Annotated in this window: 25 protein-coding genes and 1 riboswitch; of the genes, 7 read left to right on the forward strand and 18 right to left on the reverse strand. The window is 37.1% G+C overall.

The features are described from left to right. Positions 1 to 31 precede the first annotated feature (31 nt). Both J7W16_RS01715 and J7W16_RS01720 read right to left on the reverse strand, forming a co-directional pair. Positions 32 to 1,084 (reverse strand): tetraprenyl-beta-curcumene synthase family protein, encoded by a 1,053-nt coding sequence (locus J7W16_RS01715; protein ID WP_210595199.1) that lies wholly within the window; start codon positions 1,082 to 1,084, stop codon positions 32 to 34. 55 nt (positions 1,085 to 1,139) lie between these two features. Next, positions 1,140 to 1,922 carry an alpha/beta hydrolase gene (locus tag J7W16_RS01720; protein ID WP_210595200.1) on the reverse strand — a complete coding sequence of 261 codons (783 nt, stop codon included), beginning with the start codon at positions 1,920 to 1,922 and terminating at the stop codon, positions 1,140 to 1,142. Positions 1,923 to 2,029: 107 nt separating this feature from the next. Between J7W16_RS01720 and J7W16_RS01725 the strand changes: the two genes are divergently transcribed. From J7W16_RS01725 to J7W16_RS01735, 3 genes are all read left to right on the forward strand, one after another. Then, a complete protein-coding gene (locus tag J7W16_RS01725; RefSeq protein ID WP_210595201.1) occupies positions 2,030 to 2,542 on the forward strand; it encodes a gamma carbonic anhydrase in 513 nt (170 codons plus the stop codon). Positions 2,543 to 2,737: 195 nt separating this feature from the next. Next, entirely contained in the window at positions 2,738 to 3,271 is a 534-nt protein-coding gene (locus J7W16_RS01730) for a phosphatase PAP2 family protein (RefSeq protein ID WP_246879794.1), read from the forward strand. Positions 3,272 to 3,286: 15 nt separating this feature from the next. Then, positions 3,287 to 4,432, forward strand: coding sequence for a glycosyltransferase family 4 protein (locus J7W16_RS01735; protein WP_210595202.1), 1,146 nt, complete (start codon positions 3,287 to 3,289; stop codon positions 4,430 to 4,432). Between the two features lie 111 nt (positions 4,433 to 4,543). Here the strand turns inward: J7W16_RS01735 and J7W16_RS01740 are convergent, their stop codons facing one another. The 10 genes from J7W16_RS01740 to J7W16_RS01785 form a co-directional block, all read right to left on the reverse strand. Next, positions 4,544 to 4,699 (reverse strand): DUF1540 domain-containing protein, encoded by a 156-nt coding sequence (locus tag J7W16_RS01740; RefSeq protein ID WP_210595203.1) that lies wholly within the window; start codon positions 4,697 to 4,699, stop codon positions 4,544 to 4,546. Between the two features lie 143 nt (positions 4,700 to 4,842). Then, positions 4,843 to 6,048 (reverse strand): methionine adenosyltransferase, encoded by a 1,206-nt coding sequence (metK, locus tag J7W16_RS01745; protein ID WP_210595204.1) that lies wholly within the window; start codon positions 6,046 to 6,048, stop codon positions 4,843 to 4,845. 158 nt (positions 6,049 to 6,206) lie between these two features. Then, a riboswitch (SAM riboswitch) is annotated at positions 6,207 to 6,319 on the reverse strand. A 237-nt stretch (positions 6,320 to 6,556) separates the two neighbouring features. Continuing rightward, positions 6,557 to 6,886, reverse strand: coding sequence for a hypothetical protein (locus J7W16_RS01750; protein WP_210595205.1), 330 nt, complete (start codon positions 6,884 to 6,886; stop codon positions 6,557 to 6,559). 85 nt (positions 6,887 to 6,971) lie between these two features. Next, a complete protein-coding gene (locus J7W16_RS01755) occupies positions 6,972 to 7,736 on the reverse strand; it encodes an alpha/beta hydrolase family protein (RefSeq protein WP_210595206.1) in 765 nt (254 codons plus the stop codon). Positions 7,737 to 7,758: 22 nt separating this feature from the next. Next, positions 7,759 to 8,235 carry an RNA deprotection pyrophosphohydrolase gene (gene ytkD / locus J7W16_RS01760; protein WP_210595207.1) on the reverse strand — a complete coding sequence of 159 codons (477 nt, stop codon included), beginning with the start codon at positions 8,233 to 8,235 and terminating at the stop codon, positions 7,759 to 7,761. A gap of 66 nt (positions 8,236 to 8,301) precedes the next feature. Continuing rightward, entirely contained in the window at positions 8,302 to 9,513 is a 1,212-nt protein-coding gene (locus tag J7W16_RS01765; RefSeq protein ID WP_210595208.1) for a bacillibactin exporter BcbE, read from the reverse strand. Positions 9,514 to 9,585: 72 nt separating this feature from the next. Continuing rightward, a complete protein-coding gene (locus J7W16_RS01770) occupies positions 9,586 to 10,074 on the reverse strand; it encodes a YwpF-like family protein (RefSeq protein ID WP_210595209.1) in 489 nt (162 codons plus the stop codon). A 127-nt stretch (positions 10,075 to 10,201) separates the two neighbouring features. Next, positions 10,202 to 10,348 (reverse strand): hypothetical protein, encoded by a 147-nt coding sequence (locus J7W16_RS01775; RefSeq protein WP_210595210.1) that lies wholly within the window; start codon positions 10,346 to 10,348, stop codon positions 10,202 to 10,204. Between the two features lie 115 nt (positions 10,349 to 10,463). After that, positions 10,464 to 10,613: a sporulation histidine kinase inhibitor Sda gene (gene sda, locus J7W16_RS01780; protein ID WP_210595211.1), complete on the reverse strand. Its 150-nt coding sequence runs from the start codon at positions 10,611 to 10,613 to the stop codon at positions 10,464 to 10,466. A 20-nt stretch (positions 10,614 to 10,633) separates the two neighbouring features. Beyond that, on the reverse strand, positions 10,634 to 11,806 hold the full coding sequence (locus J7W16_RS01785; RefSeq protein ID WP_210595212.1) for a MalY/PatB family protein: 1,173 nt from the start codon (positions 11,804 to 11,806) through the stop codon (positions 10,634 to 10,636). A gap of 257 nt (positions 11,807 to 12,063) precedes the next feature. Here J7W16_RS01785 and J7W16_RS01790 point away from each other — a divergent pair, with 257 nt between their 5' ends. Further along, entirely contained in the window at positions 12,064 to 13,617 is a 1,554-nt protein-coding gene (locus J7W16_RS01790; RefSeq protein ID WP_210595213.1) for an ABC-F family ATP-binding cassette domain-containing protein, read from the forward strand. A gap of 246 nt (positions 13,618 to 13,863) precedes the next feature. Here J7W16_RS01790 and J7W16_RS01795 read toward each other — a convergent pair whose 3' ends face one another. Continuing rightward, positions 13,864 to 14,469, reverse strand: a complete 606-nt coding sequence (locus tag J7W16_RS01795) for a restriction endonuclease (RefSeq protein WP_210595214.1) — start codon at positions 14,467 to 14,469, stop codon at positions 13,864 to 13,866. Between the two features lie 84 nt (positions 14,470 to 14,553). Here J7W16_RS01795 and J7W16_RS01800 point away from each other — a divergent pair, with 84 nt between their 5' ends. After that, entirely contained in the window at positions 14,554 to 15,156 is a 603-nt protein-coding gene (locus J7W16_RS01800; protein WP_210595215.1) for a restriction endonuclease, read from the forward strand. 179 nt (positions 15,157 to 15,335) lie between these two features. Here J7W16_RS01800 and J7W16_RS22595 read toward each other — a convergent pair whose 3' ends face one another. From J7W16_RS22595 to J7W16_RS01820, 4 genes are all read right to left on the reverse strand, one after another. Next, a complete protein-coding gene (locus J7W16_RS22595) occupies positions 15,336 to 17,438 on the reverse strand; it encodes a methyl-accepting chemotaxis protein (protein WP_210595216.1) in 2,103 nt (700 codons plus the stop codon). Between the two features lie 261 nt (positions 17,439 to 17,699). After that, positions 17,700 to 18,935 (reverse strand): EAL and HDOD domain-containing protein, encoded by a 1,236-nt coding sequence (locus J7W16_RS01810; RefSeq protein ID WP_210595217.1) that lies wholly within the window; start codon positions 18,933 to 18,935, stop codon positions 17,700 to 17,702. A gap of 37 nt (positions 18,936 to 18,972) precedes the next feature. Next, positions 18,973 to 19,812 (reverse strand): methyl-accepting chemotaxis protein, encoded by an 840-nt coding sequence (locus J7W16_RS01815; protein WP_210595218.1) that lies wholly within the window; start codon positions 19,810 to 19,812, stop codon positions 18,973 to 18,975. A 125-nt stretch (positions 19,813 to 19,937) separates the two neighbouring features. After that, the gene (locus J7W16_RS01820; RefSeq protein WP_346726888.1) at positions 19,938 to 21,161 is read right to left on the reverse strand and encodes an ROK family transcriptional regulator; all 1,224 of its coding nucleotides are present in this window, start codon (positions 21,159 to 21,161) and stop codon (positions 19,938 to 19,940) included. A gap of 535 nt (positions 21,162 to 21,696) precedes the next feature. Here J7W16_RS01820 and J7W16_RS01825 point away from each other — a divergent pair. Next, positions 21,697 to 22,107: a fluoride efflux transporter FluC gene (locus J7W16_RS01825; protein WP_210595219.1), complete on the forward strand. Its 411-nt coding sequence runs from the start codon at positions 21,697 to 21,699 to the stop codon at positions 22,105 to 22,107. Continuing rightward, the gene (gene crcB / locus J7W16_RS01830; protein WP_210595220.1) at positions 22,104 to 22,484 is read left to right on the forward strand and encodes a fluoride efflux transporter CrcB; all 381 of its coding nucleotides are present in this window, start codon (positions 22,104 to 22,106) and stop codon (positions 22,482 to 22,484) included. The genes J7W16_RS01825 and crcB overlap by 4 nt, the downstream gene beginning before the upstream one ends. 291 nt (positions 22,485 to 22,775) lie before the next feature. Here crcB and J7W16_RS22245 read toward each other — a convergent pair whose 3' ends face one another. After that, positions 22,776 to 24,041 (reverse strand): ATP-binding protein, encoded by a 1,266-nt coding sequence (locus tag J7W16_RS22245; protein ID WP_346726895.1) that lies wholly within the window; start codon positions 24,039 to 24,041, stop codon positions 22,776 to 22,778. Positions 24,042 to 24,159 lie beyond the last annotated feature (118 nt).

A 24,159-nucleotide genomic window follows, 5' to 3' on the forward strand; every position in this document is an offset into this window, starting at 1 on the left:
AAGCTCCTATTATGGCAACTCCTCTGTTTTATCAACGTTTCCTTCGCATCATCCAGCTATTAAGGTAGAAGATCATCGTAGGTAATCCTCCTAGCTTAATCATTTTTTTGGATTTCTTCTTCATTTCCTTATCCTTTTGAACCTTTTCATCGGAAATATACATAGCTAAGATTCCTTTTAATATCATACGATGAAACTCGGGATCTGGTAATGAAGATAAGCATTCTTCTGCCTTCATGACGAAAAAGCGAAAACGCTCAATCATTTGTTCTTCATTCTCATAATAAAAAAGGAAATTCAACTCATCATCAGCAATATCTTCTTCTTGGTCAATAAAATAATCAAGGAGAAGATGGACCCCTTGGACCCAGGGGAAATAGCCGTTTTTTAATTTAATTGCCGTTTCTTTAGTTAGCCCTTTTCTTGTTGCATATGTTGCGAGAGTATAAATTCCAAGTGTTGAACCAGTACAAGCCGAAAATTCAAACCATGTCATATCAGGAACCAAGTCCTTATGAAGATTAAACCATTCTTCCAATCTTGGTATCCGTTCTTCTTTTTTTACATGCTTATGTACTTGGAGGTCACCATAAAACCCGCTTAACTCAAGCATTGCTGATTGTACAACTGAAAAGGAGGGAAATGTCACAAGCACCTTTTGACAGGTCTGAATAAGCTCATGTAAATAGCCCCCATCCTCCTGTTCCTCATGATACAAATAATAGTTTTTCGGTTCTGCGCCTGGGGTTAGTGCATCCAATAACGCTTGGTGTAATTGTCTAAAATCATTTGGATCAAGAGCAGGACTTTGATCACATAAATTATCTAAATAGTCGCAAATAATTTGATAGGCAATAATAAATTGGATTAGCTCATCAAAGCGTTCTGCTGCTAAGCCAAACACCCCTCCACCTTCACAGTGAAATTCTTTCTTCTCCAGGGCATCCATAGCTTGAGAACGAAGCTCGCTATTCGGAATTTGTGTTGCTCTTACTTTCCACTTGTCAAAATGAGTATGAACCGTTGGTAGCACTTGTCGGTAGATATCAATTAATAATGGGATTGGTTTTGTTGGAACAGTCAAACGTTCTCCTCCTAATTTCTTTCTAGTCTAACAAACAGGATAGATATTAAATACATTACGGAAGGAGCAAGTTTAGAAAACCTAAAGCATGACGAAATACATCTTTCCGTTCAGGTTCATTAAATACCTCATGGTAAAGTCCATCCCATTCCTTGTAATATTTATCTGTTAAAGTTAAATGGTCAAACCAGGCACGCACTTCAAATTTATCCACAACATAGTCTTCCCCACCTTGTAGAACAATTAAAGGAAGATCAGGAAATTTCTCAGGGTATCTCTGTGCCGTTCGCATTGCCTTAGACAATTCCTGATACCATCTAACTGAAACCTTCGTTACTCTCAATTCATCTTTGAGGTATTCTTCTTTCACTTCATCATTTCTTGTTAGGTGCTCTGTTTTGATTCCTGCATTTGCACTTATTGTCGGCATAACCCTATGGATTACTTTAATCCCAATTTCCTGAGTTTTCGAAGGTTGTTGCTGAAGACCTAGACATGGAGACGATAATATAACTCCTTTAATTTGCTTTGAGCCACGCTCCATTAATGTCCTGATAACGATTAATCCACCCATACTATGTCCGAGTAAAAATACAGGTAGTTCGGAAGTTCTTGCTTCATCTATCCATTCCTCTATTGTATCTAAATAGGCATTAAATGATTGCACATGACCTCGTTTTCCTCTTGTCCGACCCTGACCTGGTAAATCACCCATAACAATATCGAAACCATGATCGTTCCATTGCTTCGCTAACCATTCATATCTGGCATGATGTTCACCAGCTCCATGAACAATTACGATCACTCCTCTTGGATCCTCAACTTCCCATTTCCACACGATGCATTCCCCCTTTGGCGTCATTTTAGAAAATAGAAACATGAAGACATTATTTACGTTACAATTAGTATATCGATTTTTCACATAAACGCAAAGGAGATGAACAAATGATTTATTCGTATAAAGGCGTTTTTCCAACAATTTCTCCAAGTGCTTTCATTGCAGATGGAGTAACAATTACTGGTGACGTAACAATTGGTGATGAATCTAGTATTTGGTTTCAATCCGTTATTAGAGGAGATGTCTCTCCAACAAGAATTGGAAATCGAGTCAATATACAAGACCAATCTATGCTTCACCAGAGTCCCTCCTACCCACTTATTATTGAAGACGATGTGACAATTGGACATCAATCAATGCTACATAGTTGTACTATTCGTAAAAAGGCACTGGTTGGAATGGGTTCCATTATCCTCGATGGTGCTGAAATAGGAGAAGGAGCCTTTATAGGTGCAGGTAGCCTTGTCCCCCAAGGAAAAGTCATACCTCCACATATGCTAGCCTTTGGTAGACCCGCAAAAGTGATTAGAGCTTTGACTGAGGAAGATATTAAAGACATGACTAGAATAAGGGATGAATATGTAGAGAAGGGGCAACATTATAAGTCCCTCCAAAAATAGCATAAAGGTGGTCTCATAAGGTCGTGATATTCCTTTGAGACCGCCTTTTTTTGTTGGACTTTTACGGAATATGTCAAATTAGATTAAGCAACATTAACAATTAAATTGATAATCTTTTACAAAACTTTGATTCTTGCTCAATATGTGGACACTACAATAAAACTATACGATATTAGAGGAAATGGGGGGCACTACATGTTCAGACACATGGAAAGGCTTTATGAGGCAGATTGCCATATTTTTCATTTATTTAATCAAAAGAATCAGTTGCTTAAAGGGATGAGAATGATCACTCATGCTGGGGGTGCACGTTTTACAACGATCACAACCCTTTTCGTTTGCTTATTTTCAAATGGACTCATTCAACAGACTGCCTTTTCTGCTTTTCTATCTCTCGTTTTTAGTCATCTTATCGTTGTTCTTATTAAACGTTTCCTTCCTCGCAATCGTCCTTATCTTGTCTTACCAAATGCTTTTGTTGTCGAAAATCCATTTAAAGACCACTCCTTTCCATCAGGACATACAACCGCTATTTTTTCAGTTTCATTTCCTTTCATGATTATCTATCCTTCACTCATTATTCCATTACTTCTTCTAGCATGTCTTGTTGGTCTATCACGTATTGTACTCGGTCTACACTACCCTTCAGATGTTCTTGCCGGGGCAACAATTGGAATGTTATTTGGTTGGCTAAGCTTACTACTCATTACAAGCATACTCGGTTATTAAACGGGAGGTATTTTAATGAAATTAGCATTGTTCACCGACACCTTTGTCCCTCAAGTGAATGGAGTAGCTCGAACTTTAAAGAGACTTGTGAACCACCTTGATAAACGTCAGATTGAATATCAGCTGTTTGTCCCAGACTCAATAGAAAAGACTGATTTATTCGCAAGTAATATTCAAACATTTACTAGCTTACCTTTCTTTCTTTATCCTGAATGTCGAATGGCTCTACCAAATGTTTTTAAAATCCGTCGGAATCTAGAATTATTTGAACCCGACCTGATTCATATAACCACACCTTTTAACATCGGATTGTCTGGACTACACTATGGAAAGAAACATAATATTCCAATGGTTGGATCATATCATACACATTTTGATCACTATCTTCGTTATTACAAGTTAACATTCATGTCAGAAATGCTATGGAAATATCTAAGATGGTTTTATTCTGGATTCGAAAAAACATTTGTCCCTTCAGTTGAAACGAAGAACCATCTTCAATTAAGAGGCTTTTCGTCGATTGATATTTGGAGTCGAGGGGTCGATTGTTCTTTATACGACCCCGCCAAGCGAAAAGAAAATGATTCTTTGTCGGCAACTTCTTCTAAGTACACACTGCTTTATGTCGGGAGGATGGCTCCAGAAAAAGATCTAAATACTCTTTGTCAAGTAATGAAACAGCTTCCCCAAGCTCTTAGTGAACAAATTCATTGGATTTTTGTAGGTGATGGCCCTATGCTGCCTGAACTAAAGGCAGCGTTTCAGACAGCAAACGTAACCTTCACTGGCTATTTACAAGGTGAGGCCTTAGCCTCCGTCTATGCTAAGGCTGATTTATTCGTCTTCCCTTCTGTAACTGAAACATTTGGTAATGTTGTTCTAGAAGCATTAGCCTCTGGTACTCCTGCGATTGTTGCTAATAAAGGAGGGGTAAAAGAAATTGTGCAACATGGAAAAACGGGGATGGTTTGCGAAGCAGGTCAGGCTGAGTCATTTGTAAATGCAATCTCCCAAGTACTTTCTCAGCGTACTATAAAAAACCAAATGGGATATGATGCAAGGGCATATGCAAAAACTCAGTCATGGGACGTAATCTTCGACGGGCTCCTGCAACAATATGAACGAGCGATTTTCGATAAAAATAAACAACGACTTGCCTAAAAATTCATTTAAGCTGAATAAGATTGATTATTATTATCAATACTATATAAGAAAAGAAGAGACCTTCATAAAGGGTTACGACCTTTATGTCATCTCCTCTTTCCAAACGTTCTAGTGTTGAGGTTCAAATGTCTTACAGTCCGTTTCCTCTTGAGACTCTGCTTGTTCACCCTTATGACTAACAACATAGATGCGATCAGCCTCACACTGATTGCCGTGTGCCCAGTGAACACAGTTATTTACTTCACATAATACATCTTGTGCCATTGAAATCACCTCCTCATTATTTATGTTTACCAAATCAGTACTAGATCATACTTAAAAGACCACTGATAATTTCCAGTGGTCTTTTGCTATCATCATGCCGTTTTAATTTTTAATTAGATTCTTACTCATGTAAAATCGGTCAATTATAATCCAGCTTGTTCCTTCAGAACTTGTGCCTTATCTGTTTGCTCCCAAGGTAACTCAATATCAGTACGCCCGAAATGACCATACGCAGCAGTTTGCTTGTAAATAGGTCGGCGTAGGTCTAACATTTTGATGATACCAGCTGGACGAAGATCAAAATGATCTCGAACAAGCGTTACTAAAGTTTCTTCAGACACTTGTCCGGTTCCAAACGTATCAATCGCGATCGATACTGGCTGAGCCACACCAATTGCATAAGCTAATTGAACTTCACATTTATCTGCAAGACCAGCAGCAACGATATTTTTAGCGACATAACGAGCCGCATATGCACCGGAGCGATCAACCTTTGTTGCGTCTTTACCGGAGAATGCTCCACCACCATGACGTGCGTAGCCGCCATATGTATCAACAATAATCTTACGTCCTGTTAGACCAGCATCTCCCTGTGGTCCCCCAATAACGAAACGACCTGTTGGATTTATAAAATACTTTGTATTTTCATCAATCAAGTTCGGTGGAACAACATGATTGATTACGTATTCTTTTAAATTGCGTTGAATTTGCTCAAGACTTACCTCTGGATGATGTTGAGTTGAGATAACAATCGTGTCGATTCTAGCTGGCTTCCCATCCTCATCATATTCTACAGTTACTTGTGTCTTTCCATCTGGACGTAGATACGGCAGAATTTCTTCTTTACGTACCTCCGTTAGTCGACGAGCAAGCTTATGGCTTAGCGATATAGGTAGTGGCATAAGTTCTTTTGTTTCATTATTGGCATAACCAAACATTAGACCTTGGTCTCCAGCACCAATAGCTTCTATTTCTTCATCTGACATTTGACCTTCACGTGCTTCTAAGGCTTGGTCTACCCCTTGAGCAATATCGGCAGACTGTTCATCAATTGAAGTTAAAACAGCACATGTTTCAGCATCAAATCCGTATTTCGCACGAGTATATCCAATTCCTTTAATCGTATCTCTTACTGTCTTAGGAATATCCACATACGTACTAGTTGTTATTTCACCAGCAACTAAAACTAAACCAGTTGTTACGGATGTCTCACAAGCAACACGAGCATTTGGATCCTTTTTTAAGATTTCATCTAAAATGGCATCTGAAATTTGGTCACAAATCTTATCAGGATGCCCTTCTGTAACTGATTCTGACGTAAATAAACGACGACCTCTTTGTTCTGTCATTTCAATTTCCTCCTTTGAACACAGCTTCTCTTATAGCATGTGCTATTTTTGAGACGGCACTCATTCCCTTTAAAATGGGAACACATTCCTGTAAAGACGCTATAAACGAAAAAACCCTATTCCTAATAGAGGAAAAGGGTTGAATGTTTACCTTTTGCCTCTTATCGTTCAAGGCATATGCCTTGCAGGTTAGCACCTTTTCATTCATGGCATTAGAATGATGGTTGCTGGGCTTCTTCGGGCCTGTCCCTCCGCCTACTCAGGATAAGAGTATCCGTTCGACGCATATCATATCGCACATGTCGATAGCTGTCAACCTTGTCAACATTATTATCATTCCTCTTTTTTCCAATACATATAACAAAAACGTTAAAAAAAGAGACTTGGACATAACTAAAGTGTCGAACTAATTCCCGAACAAATCAATCACTTAGCGATTTACGTCCGCCAACATCATTGTTCCGATTTTCTATTAGTTACATCACTTTTGTCCCAGCCTCGGTATGAATTAATAGGGTGTATCGTCGCCATTCCTACGTCGCTGTTCTGCTTCATTTTCATTCCTTAGTTCTTCTCTCATCTGTAATCTCATTAGTTCATTTTGGTTATCTCTTGGTTTCACTTGACTATATACCCCACTAGCTGTTAATCCGATTATTAATGCCATTACAACCTGTTCTCCCCATTCACGAGGAATAAACCATAGTATGCCTGCAATCCCGATCGCCAAAAGTGCTCTGTAGCGTTTATCAATAGAAAATGCATTGCCAATAACTGTTACTAACGCGGCAACAACAGCAGAGACAGTAGCTAGATCGAACATAGATACCTCAGTCAAAAAGACCGCCTCCCTTTTCCACTTTGCTTTATACTATGCAAAGAATAAAAAAAAGGAACAGTAATTAGATGACAAGAAGGAAAGCTTAGCTTTCTCTCATCCAATTAGCTGCCCTAGTAAGCGTTCTCTGTTGTGCTTTTAACGGAAATTGATGTTCAAACATAGGAAATAACCAAAATGTCACGTCTTTTTGGTGCCGAATACATTCATTATTCAATCGATAGGCATGTTCAACTGAAACATGTTGATCTACAAAGCCATGTATAATTAGTAGACGGGGAACTAACTGATTGATTCTACTTAATGGTGTTCTCCAAGAGAAACGTTCTGGATACTTTGATGGCGTCCCACCTATAACACGCTTCATCATTCGACGTAGGTCAATTCGCTCTTCATATGTAAGCACCATGTCTGAAACTCCACTCCAACAAGTCACCGTTTTTACTTCATCTCTTGCAAGTGCTGTAAATAATGCCATAACTGCACCTCGAGAAAAGCCAACGATATGAATCGATCCTGAGTCAACTTCTGGCATAGACTTCATGACGTCGAATGCCGCTATCGCATCATTTCGGTCATGCCCACAGAAATCCTCATGACCTTGCCCTCCTTTATTTCCACGATAAAAAGGAGCAAAGACGACCATTCCTTCTGATGCCCATTGGATCATCCGTTGAATCCTAACCATTCCGACATTTTTAATGCCACCACGTAAATATAGCAATCCTGGCCATGTCTTGTTGCCATCTGGTATGGCCAAATACCCTTTTACGGGCATTTCATCACTTATATACGTTACTTCATAAAGACGTATTTTCGGATGGGGAGATGGAATTCTAGTTTTGTTCATTGAAGTACATCCCCTTTCTCCATCACACTTTAAGTAGTTGTTTCGTTTGTAGTTGCTCTAACGTAAGCTTCAGTACTTGATCTTTCATAATGAAACTATAAGCGGGATCAGCTTCTATCCGCTTAGGTAATGTTGAAATAAGCACAGGTCCTTCTGTTTCTAGATAATCTTCCTTCTTTTGTATAGCACTAATCGTGGCAAAATAGATCGCCTTGCTTATTATTTCATCTGTACAGCGCACTTGATAATGTCCTATATCAAAAAGCTCTTCAATTAGGGCACCGGTTTCTTCCCAAACCTCACGATGAACAGCTTCTACCTCTGTTTCCCCTTGCTCGATTTTTCCACCAGGGAATTCTAAGCCCCTCACCTTGTGATTTGTCAGTAACCATTCTTGCTGATAACGGCAAACAACCCAAATATGCTCTGGTTTTACATTTGATTTTCTTTCAAATGCTAGTTGAACCAAACAGCCATTCTGATCTTTAAAATTAACCATTTGTGTTCCTCCCCTTCCAATACTAGTACTTGTAGTATAGCGAGGAATGATCAAATGCGAAACTATTTATCCCCATGTTGTCTTGACTGTTTCCTCAGGTCTAATCGCAAATAAAATGACAACGATTGTTAATAAACAGATTCCTGCATTTAAAAGAAACATAAACGAATGGCTTGTCTTCATTAAAATTGAGAATACGGGTGGGCCAAGTGCTACACCTAAAAAGCGCATGCTACTGTAAAGCGATGTGATCGATCCTCTTTGTTCCATCTTAATCCCTTCTGTAACAAGTGCATCTAAACTTGGCAGGGCAATTCCAATTCCCACACCGCTAACAAATAATGCGGTTAACAATAAATATATATCCTTAGAAAATGACACAGAAAAAATGGCAACTGTTAATAATCCAATTCCTACTACCGTCATCCATTTCATCTTTTGTTTTTCCTGCCCAATGGCTTTTCCTGTTGCAAAGGACGAAAAGCAAAGAGCTGCAAGAGGAATAGCAAGAATGATCCCCTTTTTGATTCCATCTATGTGATACGTTTTCTCAAGCATATCTGATAAATAGAAAAGCACCCCAAACAAAACAAACATGCAAATGCCTCCGACCACAAAAACAGCATAGAGCCATCTACCCTCTCGTCTAAAAATGACTTTAATGCTTTTAAGAAACTCCATAAATTGAAGAGGCTCTTTTTGAATTGGTGGCTCCTTTACTAAGAAACTCATTGCTGCAATCGAGATTAAACAAAAGACAGGTATAGCAAAAAAAGGCATGTACCAAACGATTAATGCTAATGCTGCACCTAAAATCGGACTAAGCACCTTCCCAAGCGTGTTAGCAGTTTCAATCATTCCAAGACCTTTACTTACATCTTTCTGAGCTGTAAACATATCTCCAACCAAAGGCATGACAATCGGTGCCGCTCCTGCTGCTCCAATTCCTTGTAGGAATCTCCCGAAAACAAGGACTGCATACGGGCTATCCATTTGCCATGAAGCAAATGCAGAGATAAGTCCACCAATTCCTGTAATAACTAGACTCGGAATAATTACTTTCTTTCGCCCTATATGGTCTGAAATATACCCGGCAATAGGGATACATAAAATCGCAACAATTGAATATACCGTTATAAGCATACTGACTTGAAATGAGGTAATCCCAAGTTCCTTCTCAATCTGTGGTAATACCGGAATTAGCATGGAGTTTCCTAAAGTCATTACAAGTGGAATAGAAGAGATCGAAATAATATCCCAAGTTTTCTTTTCCTTCATTAAAGGCTCCCCCGTCCTGCTGACAAATTAATGTAATGATAGTATGGGGAAGTCACCTTATTCTATACATACCTACTCTAATGAATATTTCCCATCTTCCTTTAATGATTGATACAACTCATCAAGTGTTCGTTCAGAAAATTCACTAAGATTTGCTCTTCTATGACTAAATTCAGCTAGTAATTTCTCTCCTTGAACACCTTCGCCAACGATATCTTCGAGGACATCGGCTAAAAGATCGTCTTTTTTCAAGGCCAAATCTCCCTTTAATAACACACTCACTTTTTCTGAAAGCTCTGTTATTGATAGCACATTTGTAATCATGGCAGCTGGGTGATTCTCCTTACTCGTAATGACTACGTCAATCAGTACATTGCCATTCTTCTCGAGAATGCTATTGAAATAAGGATAGTATTCCTTTGAAACGACTGCCTCTATAAACCAAACCTGAGGATTCTCCATATTAATAATTAATCCATCTTCAATCGGTACAATCTTCTGTTCAACATGGCCCTTTTTCCCATCAAGTAAGCAAAGTGAGATCAATCTAAATGTTTTCATCATAGCCTCCAATCTATTTTTCGGTGTTCATCGATTTAATAAAAAGGCCACTGAAAAGGGAAAAGCGTACTCATTTAGTCGCCTTTAAATCAATCCTTTTCAATAGCCTAACTAGCACTTTTTTCATTTACGAACTCTTAAGACTTTGGTAACATGCTTCATATTCCTTCTCTTGTACCCATTTAAGAAGATCTGTTTCTTCACGTGTCAATTCTCTTCCAAGCTTACTCTTGCAATCACTGACAAGCTCGAGATATAGATTTTCTATTAGCATTGAATAGAATCCCCTTTTCATTCATCTAGTATCATTCTTTTAGTATATTTTCTAACTCTTTACATTATGAGTAATAATAAAAGAATTCAATAATAATCGAAAATTTCCTGCAAGTCTATATACAGACTAATGATTTATCTTTCGATTGATTCTGGTTCCTATGCTCAATTTCTTCCTTCAAAAGACCTATGAAATCCTCTTCTAACTCTAGGTTCACTGCACGCTCATATGCTTCAATTAACACTTCATATTCTAATTCATTCATTTCTTCTTTTCACCGCACTATTATAAATTATCGTAAGCCGCTTTAATTCGATCAAGACCTTCTTTCAAGGTTGCTCTTGGACATGCCAAATTGATTCGTTCGAAATCTTTTCCTTCAACCCCGAAGATAGAGCCTGGATTTAAAGCGACCCCTGCTTCTTCAACAAGCCATTTCTTCCGCTCTGTAGGAGATAAGCTTAATTTCGAGCAATCAAGCCATAACAAGTACGTCCCCTCGGAATTCATTACACGTAAGGTCGGAAGATGCTCTTTCACATAGTCAACTACAAAGTTATAATTATCTTCAACGTACTCCATTAATTCCTCAAGCCACTGCTCTCCATGGTTGTAAGCCGCCTCTGTTGCCACCTCTGCAAATGAATTAGTCATATTCGCAAATGAGTTTGATAAGTGATTCGATAACTTCAAACGAAGCTCTTTATTCTCTACAACAACGTAAGAGGTCATTATTCCAGCTAAATTAAATGTCTTACTTGGTGCTAGACAAGAGAATGTTCTACCTGCTGCGTCTTCATTTAACGAAGCAAAAGGAATATGCTTCTGCCCTTTAAACAACAAATCAGCATGAATTTCATCTGAAACGACTAGCAGATCATATTTTTTACATATTGCTGCTAATGCCTCTAATTCTTCTCTTTTCCAAACCCTACCTACAGGGTTATGTGGATGACATAGTACAATCATTTTCGTCTTATCGGTGATACTCGCTTCTAGTTGAGCTAGATCCATCTCATAATGGTCACCATCAAAAGCAAGAGGATTAGCTAGAAGCTCGCGATTATTCTTGTTGACTACATCATAAAAAGGGTAATATACAGGGGTTTGAACAATGACTTGATCACCAGGTGCTGTAAAGGCTTGAATAATAAAACTAATTGTCGGAACAATTCCTGCAGTATAAATAATCGAATTCTTATTAATTGTCCAATCATATCTTCGCTTTAGCCAACTTTGAACAGCAGCATCAACACTCTCTGAGTGTGCTGGATACCCAAATATACCATGCTCCACCTTCTCATGTAGGGCATCAAGTACTTCCTGCGGTGCTCGAAAATCCATGTCCGCAACCCACATCGGCAATAGATTTTCGCCACCGAAACGTTGCTTAGCCATATCCCATTTCATTGAATCTGTTCCTAACCTGTTGATAACCTTATCAAACTGCTTACTCATATACACACTTCCTCTCAATGCAAAGCGACTGCAAAGTATTTAATTTACTCTACCTTCTTAGCCAATAGTAATTATTCAACACTTCAGTTGAATATCCTTTTATTTATATTGATTTTATCGTTTTAAGATCAAATAGTAAATGATTCTAACTTAGAACAAAACCATTTTCAAAAGATGAACTCAACTATAAAGACTGCTAGAGTTATGATAAGATGGTAACAATCAGGTCAATTTTTAAAGAGGATAGGTGTAAAAAAATGAGTGTTCTTACAGTCAAAAATCTTAGTCATGGTTTCGGTGACCGAGCCATTTTTCATGATGTTTCTTTTCGTCTTTTGAAGGGCGAACATATAGGACTTATAGGTGCTAATGGCGAAGGAAAGTCCACCTTCATGAATATCATAACAGGTAAGTTAATGCCTGATGAGGGTAAGGTAGAGTGGTCCAAGAAGGTTCGAATTGGCTATTTAGATCAACATACCGTCTTAGAACGCGGAATGACAATGCGTGATGTATTAAAAAGTGCTTTTAAATATATGTTTGATCTTGAAGCAGAAATGACTGCGATGTATGACAAAATGGGTGATGCAACTCCCGAGCAATTAGAAAAAATGCTTGAAGAGGTTGGTGTCATCCAAGATATTCTAACAAACAATGACTTCTATACGATTGACGCTAAGGTCGAAGAAACTGCAAGAGGTCTCGGTCTTGATGACGTTGGTCTTGATCGAGATGTGACTGACTTAAGTGGTGGTCAACGGACTAAGGTATTACTCGCTAAGTTATTACTTGAGAAGCCAGATATCCTTTTACTTGATGAGCCAACAAACTATTTAGATGAGCAACATATTGAATGGTTGAGACGTTATTTACAAGAATATGAAAATGCATTTATTTTAATTTCGCATGATATTCCCTTCTTAAATAGTGTGATCAATCTAATCTATCATATGGAAAATCAGGAATTAAACCGCTATGTCGGTGATTACGATCATTTTCTCGAGGTTCATGAAATGAAAAAGCAACAGCTTGAATCAGCATATAAAAAGCAACAGCAAGAAGTCGCACAGCTGAAAGATTTTGTTGCAAGAAATAAAGCTCGTGTTTCCACGAGAAATATGGCAATGTCCCGTCAAAAGAAGCTCGACAAAATGGATATGATCGAGCTTGCCCATGAGAAGCCGAAGCCAACCTTCAATTTTAAAAATGCAAGAACAACTAGTAAGCTTATCTTCGAAACGAAAGACCTTATAATTGGTTATGATGAACCACTATCAAAACCACTTAACCTAAAGATGGAACGTGGTCAAAAAGTTGCACTTGTCGGTGCTAATGGGATTGGTAAGACAACCTTACTTAAAAGCATTCTAGGACTTATTAAACCAGTATCTGGTGAGGTCGAGCTAGGTGAGTATCAAGAAATTGGTTATTTCGAACAAGAAGCAAAAACACCTGATAATACTTGTATTGAAGAAGTATGGGCCGAGTTCCCTTCCTTGAGTCAAGCTGAAGTTCGCTCAGCATTGGCCAAATGCGGCCTAACCACCAAACATATTGAGAGTAAAATTATTGTGCTAAGCGGTGGTGAGAAAGCCAAGGTACGACTTTGCAAATTAATTAATCGTGAAACGAATATTCTCGTCTTAGATGAGCCTACGAATCACCTAGATGTCGATGCAAAAGAAGAACTAAAAAGAGCCTTAATTGATTATAAGGGCAGTGTCCTATTAATTAGCCATGAACCTGAATTTTACCAAGATGTCGCAACAGATATCTGGAATTGTGAATCATGGACAACAAAGCTAGTCTAAATAATAAAAGTTGAAACGGGGGTGTCCTAAAAAGGTCTAATTTTAACCTTTTAGAGCACCCCCTTTTAAGTTCTGTTAATTCTTATATTCGAAATAATAAATCCTCGGTAGATGGACAAACCTGACATAATCTTGAAGTAGTGAACCACCAACAAAAGCAACCAATTGCCAATCCATTGCTTTCAACATAGCCATCCCTCCTACAACTATGACTATGTTGAACTGTGATTAATTGACACAAAACACTTATAACTTTATAAAATAATCACCCGCTTGGATCATTCCGCGGCGTTGATCTAAGTCTTCAATACTATCTGTAGACGTATAACTAATCTCCTCGTTTGAGTTACTTATTATGAATTGTGCTTCCTCACCATCATTTTGTTTTAATGCCTTGATTAGCTGCATAAGCTCTTGACGTTTCACTATTTTGACATTTGTTGCACAGGCGAGTTTGCGACACGGTTCTGAGACTTGTTCTGTTGATGTGATAATAATCGCCTCATCTGCATCATAATAAGCCTTTGCCGCATAAACCTCTTGAACGGCAACAAGTCCCATTTTTTCTGTTAATCGTTTCGCTTGAACAACAAATTTCCGATGATCATTGTCAACGAAAATAAGATCTGCTCCAAAGTCCCGGCTTTTCTTTGTTAGATAAGTCTCCTCAAATCCCAAGGCGGTTAGAAGCACAAATAGATAATATTCAAATTCATGACCTGTCATTTGATCAATATCTTTAATTGTAATTTTTCTAATATCATATCGTTTCTTTTTACGAAACGTAAATAGAATCAGGATGATAATAATGGCTGTCAATAGATATAGCCAACCAGGTATGTAATCAAACAAGAAATAACAACTCCTTTTACATAATCTTTCTACTTTTGGACAATTTATAAAAAAAATGATCGCTTTTTAAAGGAAGTGTTATTTATGTCAAAGAGTAGATTTTCTCTGATCTCTCCCATTCTCCTTTTTATTGTCACCTATACTCTAGTCCAACTATACGATTACAATGCAACATTATTTGGAATAACTTTGGCTGTTATGCTGATATTACTTAGTGTTGTTATATTTATAATGCCGTTAGGTGGTAACGATCGATATCCATCTACTGAACTCATGGCCGTTGATTCGTTATCCCAATATGAATTTAACCTGCTTCTGATGCCCATCTTTCAAAGACAGGGATACTCTGTCAACAAAATGAAAAAGCAAAAGAGAGGTTTAGCAGATTTAATCCTTAGAAAAAAAGGAACGAAAGCAATTGTCTATGCTAAAAAAACAATGACGATGATTGAGGAGTCTTATCTTAAAGAAGCTCTCGCAACAAAGCCCCTATTTCAGGCAACAAAACTCATTGTTGTAACAAATAGATTTTTTACAAAAGATGCCAAATCCTTTGCACGAGCCAATAAAATTATTCTCATCGATCGCGACTCACTAGATGCTCTACTTGAAGCGTATATAAGACAAAAGCATAGTCATCGTTTTATTTTCCGTGTACGTTCATTGTTTATCAAGCCAGAAGTCTAGGGCACTTACTAAACGATTGGGGTTAGCGGTAAGGTACTAAGAAAAAGATGATAACCATTTTTTCAGTAGCCTCAGTATATCATAGACACTTCTCTCGCCTCCCATTACCGAGCCATTAGAAATACAAAAGGCTGAGCAAAATGGTTGCTTCACCATTTTACCCAGCCTTATAAGAAATCCTATAGTTTAAATTTATTTATTTGGTTTTCGAGACTCTGAATCGTCTCAGCAAGATTCTTAGATAATTGACCTAATTCAATGGCTGCTGCAGCTTGCTCCTCTGTTGTTGCCGTGACTTCCTCTGTTGTCGAAGACGAAATCTCTGCCACTTTCACCATCTCTTCGATCGCTTCCTCAACTCGATTCTTCGTAGCATTTATCTTTCCAATCGAGCTTTCAATATCATGGATATTAGTAATGATTCCATCTGTGTCGTCAATAATTTTCACGAACGATTCCCTAGTTGTATTAATCGCACTAGATTGTTGATCAAAAAGAACAATCGATTCGTTAACAAGTTCAACTGACTCATCTGTCACATTTAAAATATTGGCAATCACCTTTTCAATTTGAATCGTTGATTGCTTTGATTTCTCAGCAAGTTTGCGTATTTCTGCCGCAACAACAGCAAACCCTTGACCTGATGAACCTCCAGCTCTTGCCGCCTCAATACTTGCATTTAGCGACAATAGATTCGTTTGATCACTAATATTCCGAATCAACTCGATGATATGTCGAATTTCAGCAACGTCTTGGCTTAACCTGACAATTGTCTGATCAACACTTTTGATGTTTTCACCTACTTCTTGATTTTTACCTGTTAATTCGTTCATTGATTCAAGCGAGTGACGACTTAGCTCCTGTGTTTTTACTGTAGCACCCGAAACATTTTGTACATATTTCGTAACCTCATCTATCTCAATAGACAGATGCGACATTTCTTGATTCGTATGATCTGAAAAATTCACTTGTTCAACCGCACCTTTTGCTAACTCTTCAATAGCAACCGCAACTTGTTCTGCGGTTTGCGAAGATTCTGATGAGATTTTGTTTAAGTTTTGAGCGTTTTCCACTGCATACTTAGATACTTTTTTATTTTCCATGATAATTATTTTGAAGTTATTTACCATTTTATTAAAGCTTTGCCCCAACTGACCAATTTCATTTCGGTATAGATAATCTGAATGAACATTGAGGTTGCCAGACTCCGCCACTTTCATTTGCTGAACAATCATGTTCAAAGGCTTCGTAATACTCTTTGTAATGAAATAACCTATGATAATAGATAGAATAACGAAAATTGCTATTACTAAGTAAACGAAATAGATAAGATTGTCCATTTCCTTCATTAAAAATGATTCCGGAGTTGTTATACTCACATTCAAATCACTTGCACCCTCTGTAATTGTTTCAATCGTATTTCCTGTATTAATTGCTGAATAGCTTGTCCCAACTACTTCTTGTATATTACTTGATATTACTTGACCACTGGTATTCGTAATATAAATATTTTGTCCTGAGTCCTCATCGAACTGGTCAAATATTTCATTAAAAGCAGTGTCCTCCATACTCAAGAAGAAAAAGCCAACATTTTCTCCGGATTGACTAGATAATTTTCTGAATACATACATATGGCCAAAATGATCTTGATAACCAGACAAAACCTTTTCTGTGTTAGCTTCTTCACTTAATGTAGTAAAATCATTAGCAATAAACTCATCTACACTAAACTCTGAGTTCTTATTTCCAAAAATGGTACCATCATTTTTTACGAAGAAGAAGTTTGTCACATTGGAATAAGAAAGGGTTAAGCCATTTAAATATTTTGCGGCTTCTTTTTGTGCCATTAGCAATTCATATTCTTCGACCTCACTATAATCCCGCGTCAAAATATCAATAAGACCTTGATTAGAAAATGGCAACATTGACACATTTTCAACTTCTTGAAGAACTTTATTAACACCATATGTTACTTGTCCTGCAATTTCCTCTGTCATCGCCGTTGTTTTGTCAAAGATCGTTTCTTTCGATATTAGATAGACAAGATTACCAACAATAACACTTGGTATAAGACTAAATAAAATGAAAAAAATGATTAGCTTTGACTTTAATGTTATTCGTTTCTTTCCTTCCTTGTTACCCTCTACCTTATTCTCCTTGCCTTTTAATAAAAAACCAAATCTACCTTTTTTGTTTTCATTTTCTGTTTTGCTGTTGATTCTAAAAGGATTTCGCTTCATCTTTTGATTGGCGTTCTTCACCTTTTTTGATCGCATCCCCATCATAATCGCCCCTTGAACTATTCATTTTTCTGACTCAATCAATACCTCTCATTTGTATCCGCTTTCAAAATAGGTCATTGAAACTATTAGTCTGGATTTATGTAGATAGTTAATACTATATCTTTAGGCTCATTAATCGTCAATATCCGACTTTATCTTAATTCACTTTATACTATAGATATTTGACTTTTATACATAAATAAAGTTCTGCCAAGGTATTACCTCAGTAGAACTTTTATAGAAAATATAACTAACTATTGTTTACGAAAACGAGCGAATAAATGTTTGTGACCACAATATTGAATCCGCATGAATCGAAAATAACTTATTCTGATCAATATTTATCTTTCTTGAATATTTCTCAATAAGATCCCAATCAGCATTTTCAATTGCTAATACTGTATCTAATGCATCCTTATATTCGTTTTCTAGTCCTAAAAGAGCCTCTTTAATTTTCTGATCTAAAGGCAAATCACTGATAATTACCAGGAGTGACCGATTGAGCAAAGTATCCATTAATGAGAACATTCCTGTCAAAAAATACGAAGACGCATCGTGGTTCTTATTACTCTCAAAGGCAATTAACTCACATGCCTTTGCTCTTGTTAAACATAACTTAGTCGTCTCATTAAGCTTGTTCATATTTAAAGCACTTGCTTCAGTAAACGCTAATAAATATATCCACTTTCTTATTTCATCAAAGCCAAGTAGAACAATTGCTTGTTTTACTGAATTAATCGTCGTCGTTAATTTGAATGCTGGTGAATTAATCAATTTAATTAATTTATATGAAAGCGAAACATCATGTTCGATAATTGTAGCCAATGCATGCAGATCAGGCTCTTGTTTAGACAATTCGTAGAGGCTCTCAACAAATACGCTATTATAGACTGGTATATCCTCTGAGGCAACGATTACCGGTTTACTAAAAAAATACCCTTGAAAATACGTGTATCCATCTTCTAAACAAGCCTCATACTCTTCCCTTGTCTCGACCTTCTCTGCCAAAAAGATCACATGAAAAGGTTTTAGGTTTCTAATAATAAATTGTTGTTTTTCGCGACTAGTTGTACGAACATCAATTTTAATGATATCGATCACTTCAAGCAAATCAAAAAGCAAAAGAGATTGTTCATTGAAGACGAAATCATCTAAAGCCAATTGATAGCCCAACCCTTTTAATTCTCGGCAAATATCAACAATTTCTTGAGTAATCTCAATATTTTCAAGGATCTCGACAACAATCATTTCTGGTGGGAAATAAGTAACTAAACCTTCTTTAAGTAGATTCTCAGTAAAATTAATAAAGCAAGGTTTCCCTTCTGACAATTGTTCGTACCCTATTGTCAGAAAACTATTTATTAACACACTCTTCGTTGCTGAATCACCATCAATTTCATTGAAAACATTTTGATCGCTACTACGGTATAAAAGCTCATACGCATATACCTCTTCATTACTAGTTAAAATAGGCTGCCTGGCCACAAAAACCTGCACGATCATCCCTCTTTATTTAGATATCATGATTTTAAAATTATCCTAACACTCTAATACAATCATTAATTAATCGAATAATATCGTATAGATCCTCTAGTGTACTCTCAATGGAGTCAATTAAATCTAACTGCTGTTTACTTAAATCTTGCATTTGTGAAATACCTTTTACTATTTCAGAAATATTATCTTTAATATTGATAATGGATTCATTTATCTTATCTGATGAGTCCGAAGTATCTTTAGCTAAATTGCGGATTTCATTTGCAACAACCGTAAAACCCTTTCCTGCAGCTCCTGCACGTGAGGCTTCAATACTCGCATTTAGTCCGAGGATATTGGACTGTCTAGAGATTCCTTTTATGCTTTCAAGAATCGCATCAATCTCATCTGAATTACTTCTAGCAACTTCTGAAAATTCAAAGAGCTTGGTTTGTGAAGCAGAAAGTTTATTGGCTTGAGCAATAATTTCGTCAACCATTATCTTAATTTTAGCAGCAATCTCATTTAACTTCTCTATACTTTCCTCAATCTTCAGTATGACTTCAATATTATAAGCCATCCCCATTGCACCAATAACTCGACCTTCATTCATGATTGGTGTTGTCTTACCAAAAAAGTGAATACCATATACTTCATAAGGTGGTCTCCCCATACCGCCCTTCCCTCTTAATGCACCCTGGATCACATCATCCTTTTTAGATACTGGGTCTCCGGCTTTGTTAGGCAATTCAAGCTCTGGATGATTTAGTTGCAATAACCATTTATCATGATCGCAAATAGAAATAGCAATCGCGTCTCTCGATGCAGCTTGAAAAAAAGGTGCACTTTCAACAAGACTATTTAAAATCTCTTGGTCTGTTTTTTTACGCTCTGACATCTTTTTACCCACCTTTTATAAATAAAGCTTTATTAATAAAGCTTTGTTCGTTCTATCATACTACATATTTATCATCTTGTAGGAAAGAAAGTCTTCTTCCTTAAAAAATAAATGAGTCTAATGGATCATTTTTCCAAGTTCGGACTAAATACATTCTGTAGGACAAGAGTAACTGCTCCAATAACGGTTCCATTATCCCCTAGCTTTGATAAGACAATCTCTGTTTCTCTAGCCTTGGGTGTAAGGGCACGCTGTTTTACAACAGCACTTAATGGTTCCAAAATATAGTTCTCTGCCTTAGAAACCCCTCCACCAATAATCACTTTCGTTGGATTAATTAGATTGATTAGATTAGTCACCCCTATCCCTAGAAAACTTCCTACTTCTTTAAGGACCTCGGTTGACAAGGCATCGCCTTCAATTGCACACTCATGAATCAGAGCACCCGTAATTTTAGTTAGATCGTTCTTCACTTTATTTACAATAAGCGTCTTTCTACCAAGTGAAATTTCTTTGATGACTCTATCACGTAGCGACCGTCCACCAGCCATTGTTTGTAAGCATCCATAACTACCGCATGAGCATTCCACTCCATTAATATCCACTATCATATGGCCAATTTCACCAGCAATATTATGTTGACCGTGAAAAAGCCTATTATTAATGACAATCCCTGCACCGATCCCAATCCCTACATTAACACACACGACATTCTCTATCCCTTGACCATGACCAAACCATGTTTCCCCTAAGGCCAAAGCCCTAGCATCATTTTCAACATAAGTTGGTAGTTGAAAGACATCTTCTAAAAATGACTTAATCGGAACGTCACTTAAATGAAAATTAGGAGCAAACACGGCAATACCTTCTTGATAATTAACAATACCGTGCATCCCAACACCAATTCCTATAATTTTTTCTTTAGATACATTCGCCTTATTTATTATCGTTTGAACAACCTCTATTAGTGCTTGAAGTAGATAATCATTTGTTAAATTATCAGGTAAGGATGTTCGATGCTGCACAACGATTTCAGCATTCAAGTCTGCCATAATTGCTCGTACATGATGGCCACCAACATCAATCCCAATGATAAATGAATGTTCAGCATTAATTGTTAATAATATTGGCTTTCTCCCACCCTTTGAAATTCCAATTTCACTTTCTCGAACTAGGTTAGACTCGATTAGTTCACTTACAATATTTGTGATTGTCGGAGGGGTTAATTTAGTCTTTTTCGCTATTTCTGATCTTGAAATCGGACCATACGTTCGAATCATATTTAAAATATTTGATTTATTTATTGTTTTCATCCATTGGAAACTTCCTGTCACATTTGAATGACTCACCTACATCGCCACCTTCTTCACAGTTCCGATACCTTCTATACTCAAGTTCATTATAATGACAGGATCTTACGGAAGTAAAGCGAACCTTAATCATTTAACGCTGCGGTCGTTACAAACTAAAAGATCATACAAAAAAACAAGCATTAGAAGAAAGCTTGTTTTTTTGTATGATCATAATTTTTTTCATAGTCACTGATGCACTAATTTTCTGTAATCAAGACAACATTTCGCACAGCCATTCCATGAGTAAAGCGTTGCTTGGGTCTCTACACAGGAGGCACACCGCAAACACTCACAATATGGACATTCCTTTCCATTAGTTGCCGTAACGTCTAAACTACCACAATCAGCACAGCGTTTAATTGCCATAGAACACCCTCCTTTTTTACTACTATATGGACGGCATTTGTTTGTTAGACCGAGCATTAGTATCAAAATCATCTCTAAAAATTTATCGTGAACAAGTGAAATTTCATGTAAGGAGCCTAATTAGTAATGATACAATTTAGCATGTAAGTGAAAGGTGGAATTTTCTATGAGGGGATTATCAAAAAACATCTTATCTATTGGAATCGGTGCTTCTATTGGGACCATTGGTCGTTATTCCCTAAATGTAGCTACATTGGAAACAGGATACCCTTTAGGTACCCTTATTGAAAATATTACAGGTAGTTTCGTATTAGGCTTTTTAACAGCACTGTTTGCTTTTTATATACCAAAAGAATGGGTGAAGCTTGGACTTGGTGTTGGGTTATGTGGTGGGTTTACAACAATGTCTACCCTCGCTGCAGATACGACATTCTTATTCAATGCCTTTTCACCTATTCATTCGGCAATCTATCTATCGCTATCAATGTTTGGCGGGATTCTTTTAGCGATAGTTGGTTTTAGTGTCGGAACATTAATTGCTAAAAGAAGGTTGATTAAAAAGGAGGGGACAGAATGAACTATTTTTTACTCGCTATGGGTGGAGCCATCGGTGCGATTGCTCGCTACCTAATCGGCTTAGCTCTTGTGAAAAAATCGCCAATATCATTCATCCCTATCGCAATGTTGTCTGTAAATCTTTTAGGTTCATTAGGATTAGGAGTATTCTATGGTCAATTTTATGGAGAAATCCCCCGAGGTACATATACAGATCCTTTCTTTTTAGTTTTCGGGCTTGGCTTTTTTGGTGCTTTCACAACATTTTCTTCCTTTAGTGTAGAAGCAGCCATGCTTTATCAACAAAAGCAATGGAAGAAGCTATATCTATATGTAGGTTTAAGCATATTCGGCTCAATCACGTGCTTTTTATGTAGTTTTCTGATTCTATCCAGCTAAATTGAAAGAGACTAGGACAAAAATGAATTTACTAATAGAAAATCCTGCAATGTTTGTTGGCGAACGTAAGCCGCTCCTGAAATATACTTCGCTTTCCGCGGGAAGCCGGTGAGCCTCCTCGGCTACGCCTGTGGGGTCTCACCCTTGGCTTTTTCATCCCGCAGGAGTCTACGTATATTTCATCCGCTACGTAATTGCTTTGTTCGGTATCTCAGTTAGACACTTTCGTTTTGCCCTAGGCTTGTTTTCACTTTCGTTTCAAATATAGATTTCTACTGAAGCTAAACAAATCTATAATGTTTTAGGAGATTCTGATATTGGTAAATGAATATAAAAATTCGTACCCTCATTCACCTTGCTCGTGACGTTTAATTTCCCATTAAGTAACTCAATTATCTTAATGACAGTAAGCATTCCTAAACCGGTCCCTTCTCTACCCTTCGTTGTAAAATAAGGCTCACCCAATCTAGATAGCTGCTCCTCTGTCATGCCTTTCCCATTATCAGAAATAACCAATACCAGTCCATTTTCCTCTGATTTTGTTTTTATAACTAGCTTTCCCTTTTCTGGCATTGCTTCAATGCAATTTTTCGTAATATTAATTAAGCATTGCTGAAACATTTGTTTCTCGCCATAGATCATGAAATGGTCGATTTGTTTAACTATTTCGACTCCGTTCATATTTGCTAGTGGTGTGATGATTTCTATTATTGCTTCAACCTCTTCTTTTACATTAATTTCTTCATTATTTTCAGGAGATGGCTTGGCGAATGTTAAATAATTGCGAATAATGTCATTAGCTCGGTCGATTTCACTTATTGAAATTGCTAGAAATTTCTCTCTTTGATCTAAAGGGATGTCTTGCTGCTGCATTAATTGCAGAAATCCTCTTACAACCGTTAATGGATTACGGACTTCGTGGGAGACAGAGGATGCTAAATGACTAACAACTTCCATCTTCTCAGCTTTTATAATCCTCTTACTAATAACCAAATTATCTTGAAAAACTTCATAAAGATAGATGATTAAACTTGAAATGCTAAGGGTTAATACGATATGTATTAAAATGAATAAATTGGAAAAAGAAGCTCCAAAGATAATTGTTGAATTTACTAAGGCAATGATCAAAGCCAGAACCGAAAGACAACTTCCAATTAAAACTTTCCGCTTAAGTGAAGACTCACTGAAATAAGCAGTAAATCCACTGAGGATAATTAGTAAAATGGTAACAACAATCACCGTTGCAAAGGCACCCGAACCTCCAATCATAAACCGAAAAGCAACTGTTACCAACGTCAATAAGATAGCTACCGGTATTCCCCCATATAATCCACCAATAGTTAAGGCGACTAATCTTAGATCAAATAGATATCCATTCATAATTGTAATCGGAAAAGAGATACAGCTAATAATTGCTAGTACCGATGAGAGGAGATAGATCAATTTTTTCGTTTTCGTTGAGAATTTGTGAGCATGTAGTTCATATAAAATAGGAATAAATAGTAAAAAAACAATAAGAAAAAGAATATTTAATAATAGCGGTTCTAAACCATTTATTTCGTATCACTCCCTTCTGACAAATGTAAGATAATCTACTGCAATTTAGCACCATCCTATTATAACAATACTATAGTCTCATTTCTTCATTTTTTTAAGTAGATTCATACCACAATAA

The sequence above is a fragment of the Halalkalibacter suaedae genome (genome assembly GCF_017939705.1).
In the GTDB taxonomy this organism is placed as follows: Bacteria; Bacillota; Bacilli; order Bacillales; family Bacillaceae_D; genus Halalkalibacter; species Halalkalibacter suaedae.

Bases quoted from the DNA above. Each gene is read 5' to 3' on its own strand.
- metK (WP_210595204.1), bottom strand. From the start codon at position 6,048: ATGACAGAACAAAGAGGTCGTCGTTTATTTACGTCAGAATCAGTTACA.
- crcB (WP_210595220.1), top strand. From the start codon at position 22,104: ATGAACTATTTTTTACTCGCTATGGGTGGAGCCATCGGTGCGATTGCT.
- J7W16_RS01775 (WP_210595210.1), bottom strand. From the start codon at position 10,348: ATGCTAATAGAAAATCTATATCTCGAGCTTGTCAGTGATTGCAAGAGT.
- J7W16_RS01740 (WP_210595203.1), bottom strand. From the start codon at position 4,699: ATGGCACAAGATGTATTATGTGAAGTAAATAACTGTGTTCACTGGGCA.
- J7W16_RS01790 (WP_210595213.1), top strand. From the start codon at position 12,064: ATGAGTGTTCTTACAGTCAAAAATCTTAGTCATGGTTTCGGTGACCGA.
- J7W16_RS01765 (WP_210595208.1), bottom strand. From the start codon at position 9,513: ATGAAGGAAAAGAAAACTTGGGATATTATTTCGATCTCTTCTATTCCA.
- J7W16_RS01725 (WP_210595201.1), top strand. From the start codon at position 2,030: ATGATTTATTCGTATAAAGGCGTTTTTCCAACAATTTCTCCAAGTGCT.
- J7W16_RS01730 (WP_246879794.1), top strand. From the start codon at position 2,738: ATGTTCAGACACATGGAAAGGCTTTATGAGGCAGATTGCCATATTTTT.
- J7W16_RS01825 (WP_210595219.1), top strand. From the start codon at position 21,697: ATGAGGGGATTATCAAAAAACATCTTATCTATTGGAATCGGTGCTTCT.
- sda (WP_210595211.1), bottom strand. From the start codon at position 10,613: ATGAATGAATTAGAATATGAAGTGTTAATTGAAGCATATGAGCGTGCA.
- J7W16_RS01735 (WP_210595202.1), top strand. From the start codon at position 3,287: ATGAAATTAGCATTGTTCACCGACACCTTTGTCCCTCAAGTGAATGGA.
- ytkD (WP_210595207.1), bottom strand. From the start codon at position 8,235: ATGGTTAATTTTAAAGATCAGAATGGCTGTTTGGTTCAACTAGCATTT.
- J7W16_RS01815 (WP_210595218.1), bottom strand. From the start codon at position 19,812: ATGTCAGAGCGTAAAAAAACAGACCAAGAGATTTTAAATAGTCTTGTT.
- J7W16_RS01800 (WP_210595215.1), top strand. From the start codon at position 14,554: ATGTCAAAGAGTAGATTTTCTCTGATCTCTCCCATTCTCCTTTTTATT.
- J7W16_RS22595 (WP_210595216.1), bottom strand. From the start codon at position 17,438: ATGGGGATGCGATCAAAAAAGGTGAAGAACGCCAATCAAAAGATGAAG.
- J7W16_RS01755 (WP_210595206.1), bottom strand. From the start codon at position 7,736: ATGAACAAAACTAGAATTCCATCTCCCCATCCGAAAATACGTCTTTAT.
- J7W16_RS01770 (WP_210595209.1), bottom strand. From the start codon at position 10,074: ATGAAAACATTTAGATTGATCTCACTTTGCTTACTTGATGGGAAAAAG.
- J7W16_RS01785 (WP_210595212.1), bottom strand. From the start codon at position 11,806: ATGAGTAAGCAGTTTGATAAGGTTATCAACAGGTTAGGAACAGATTCA.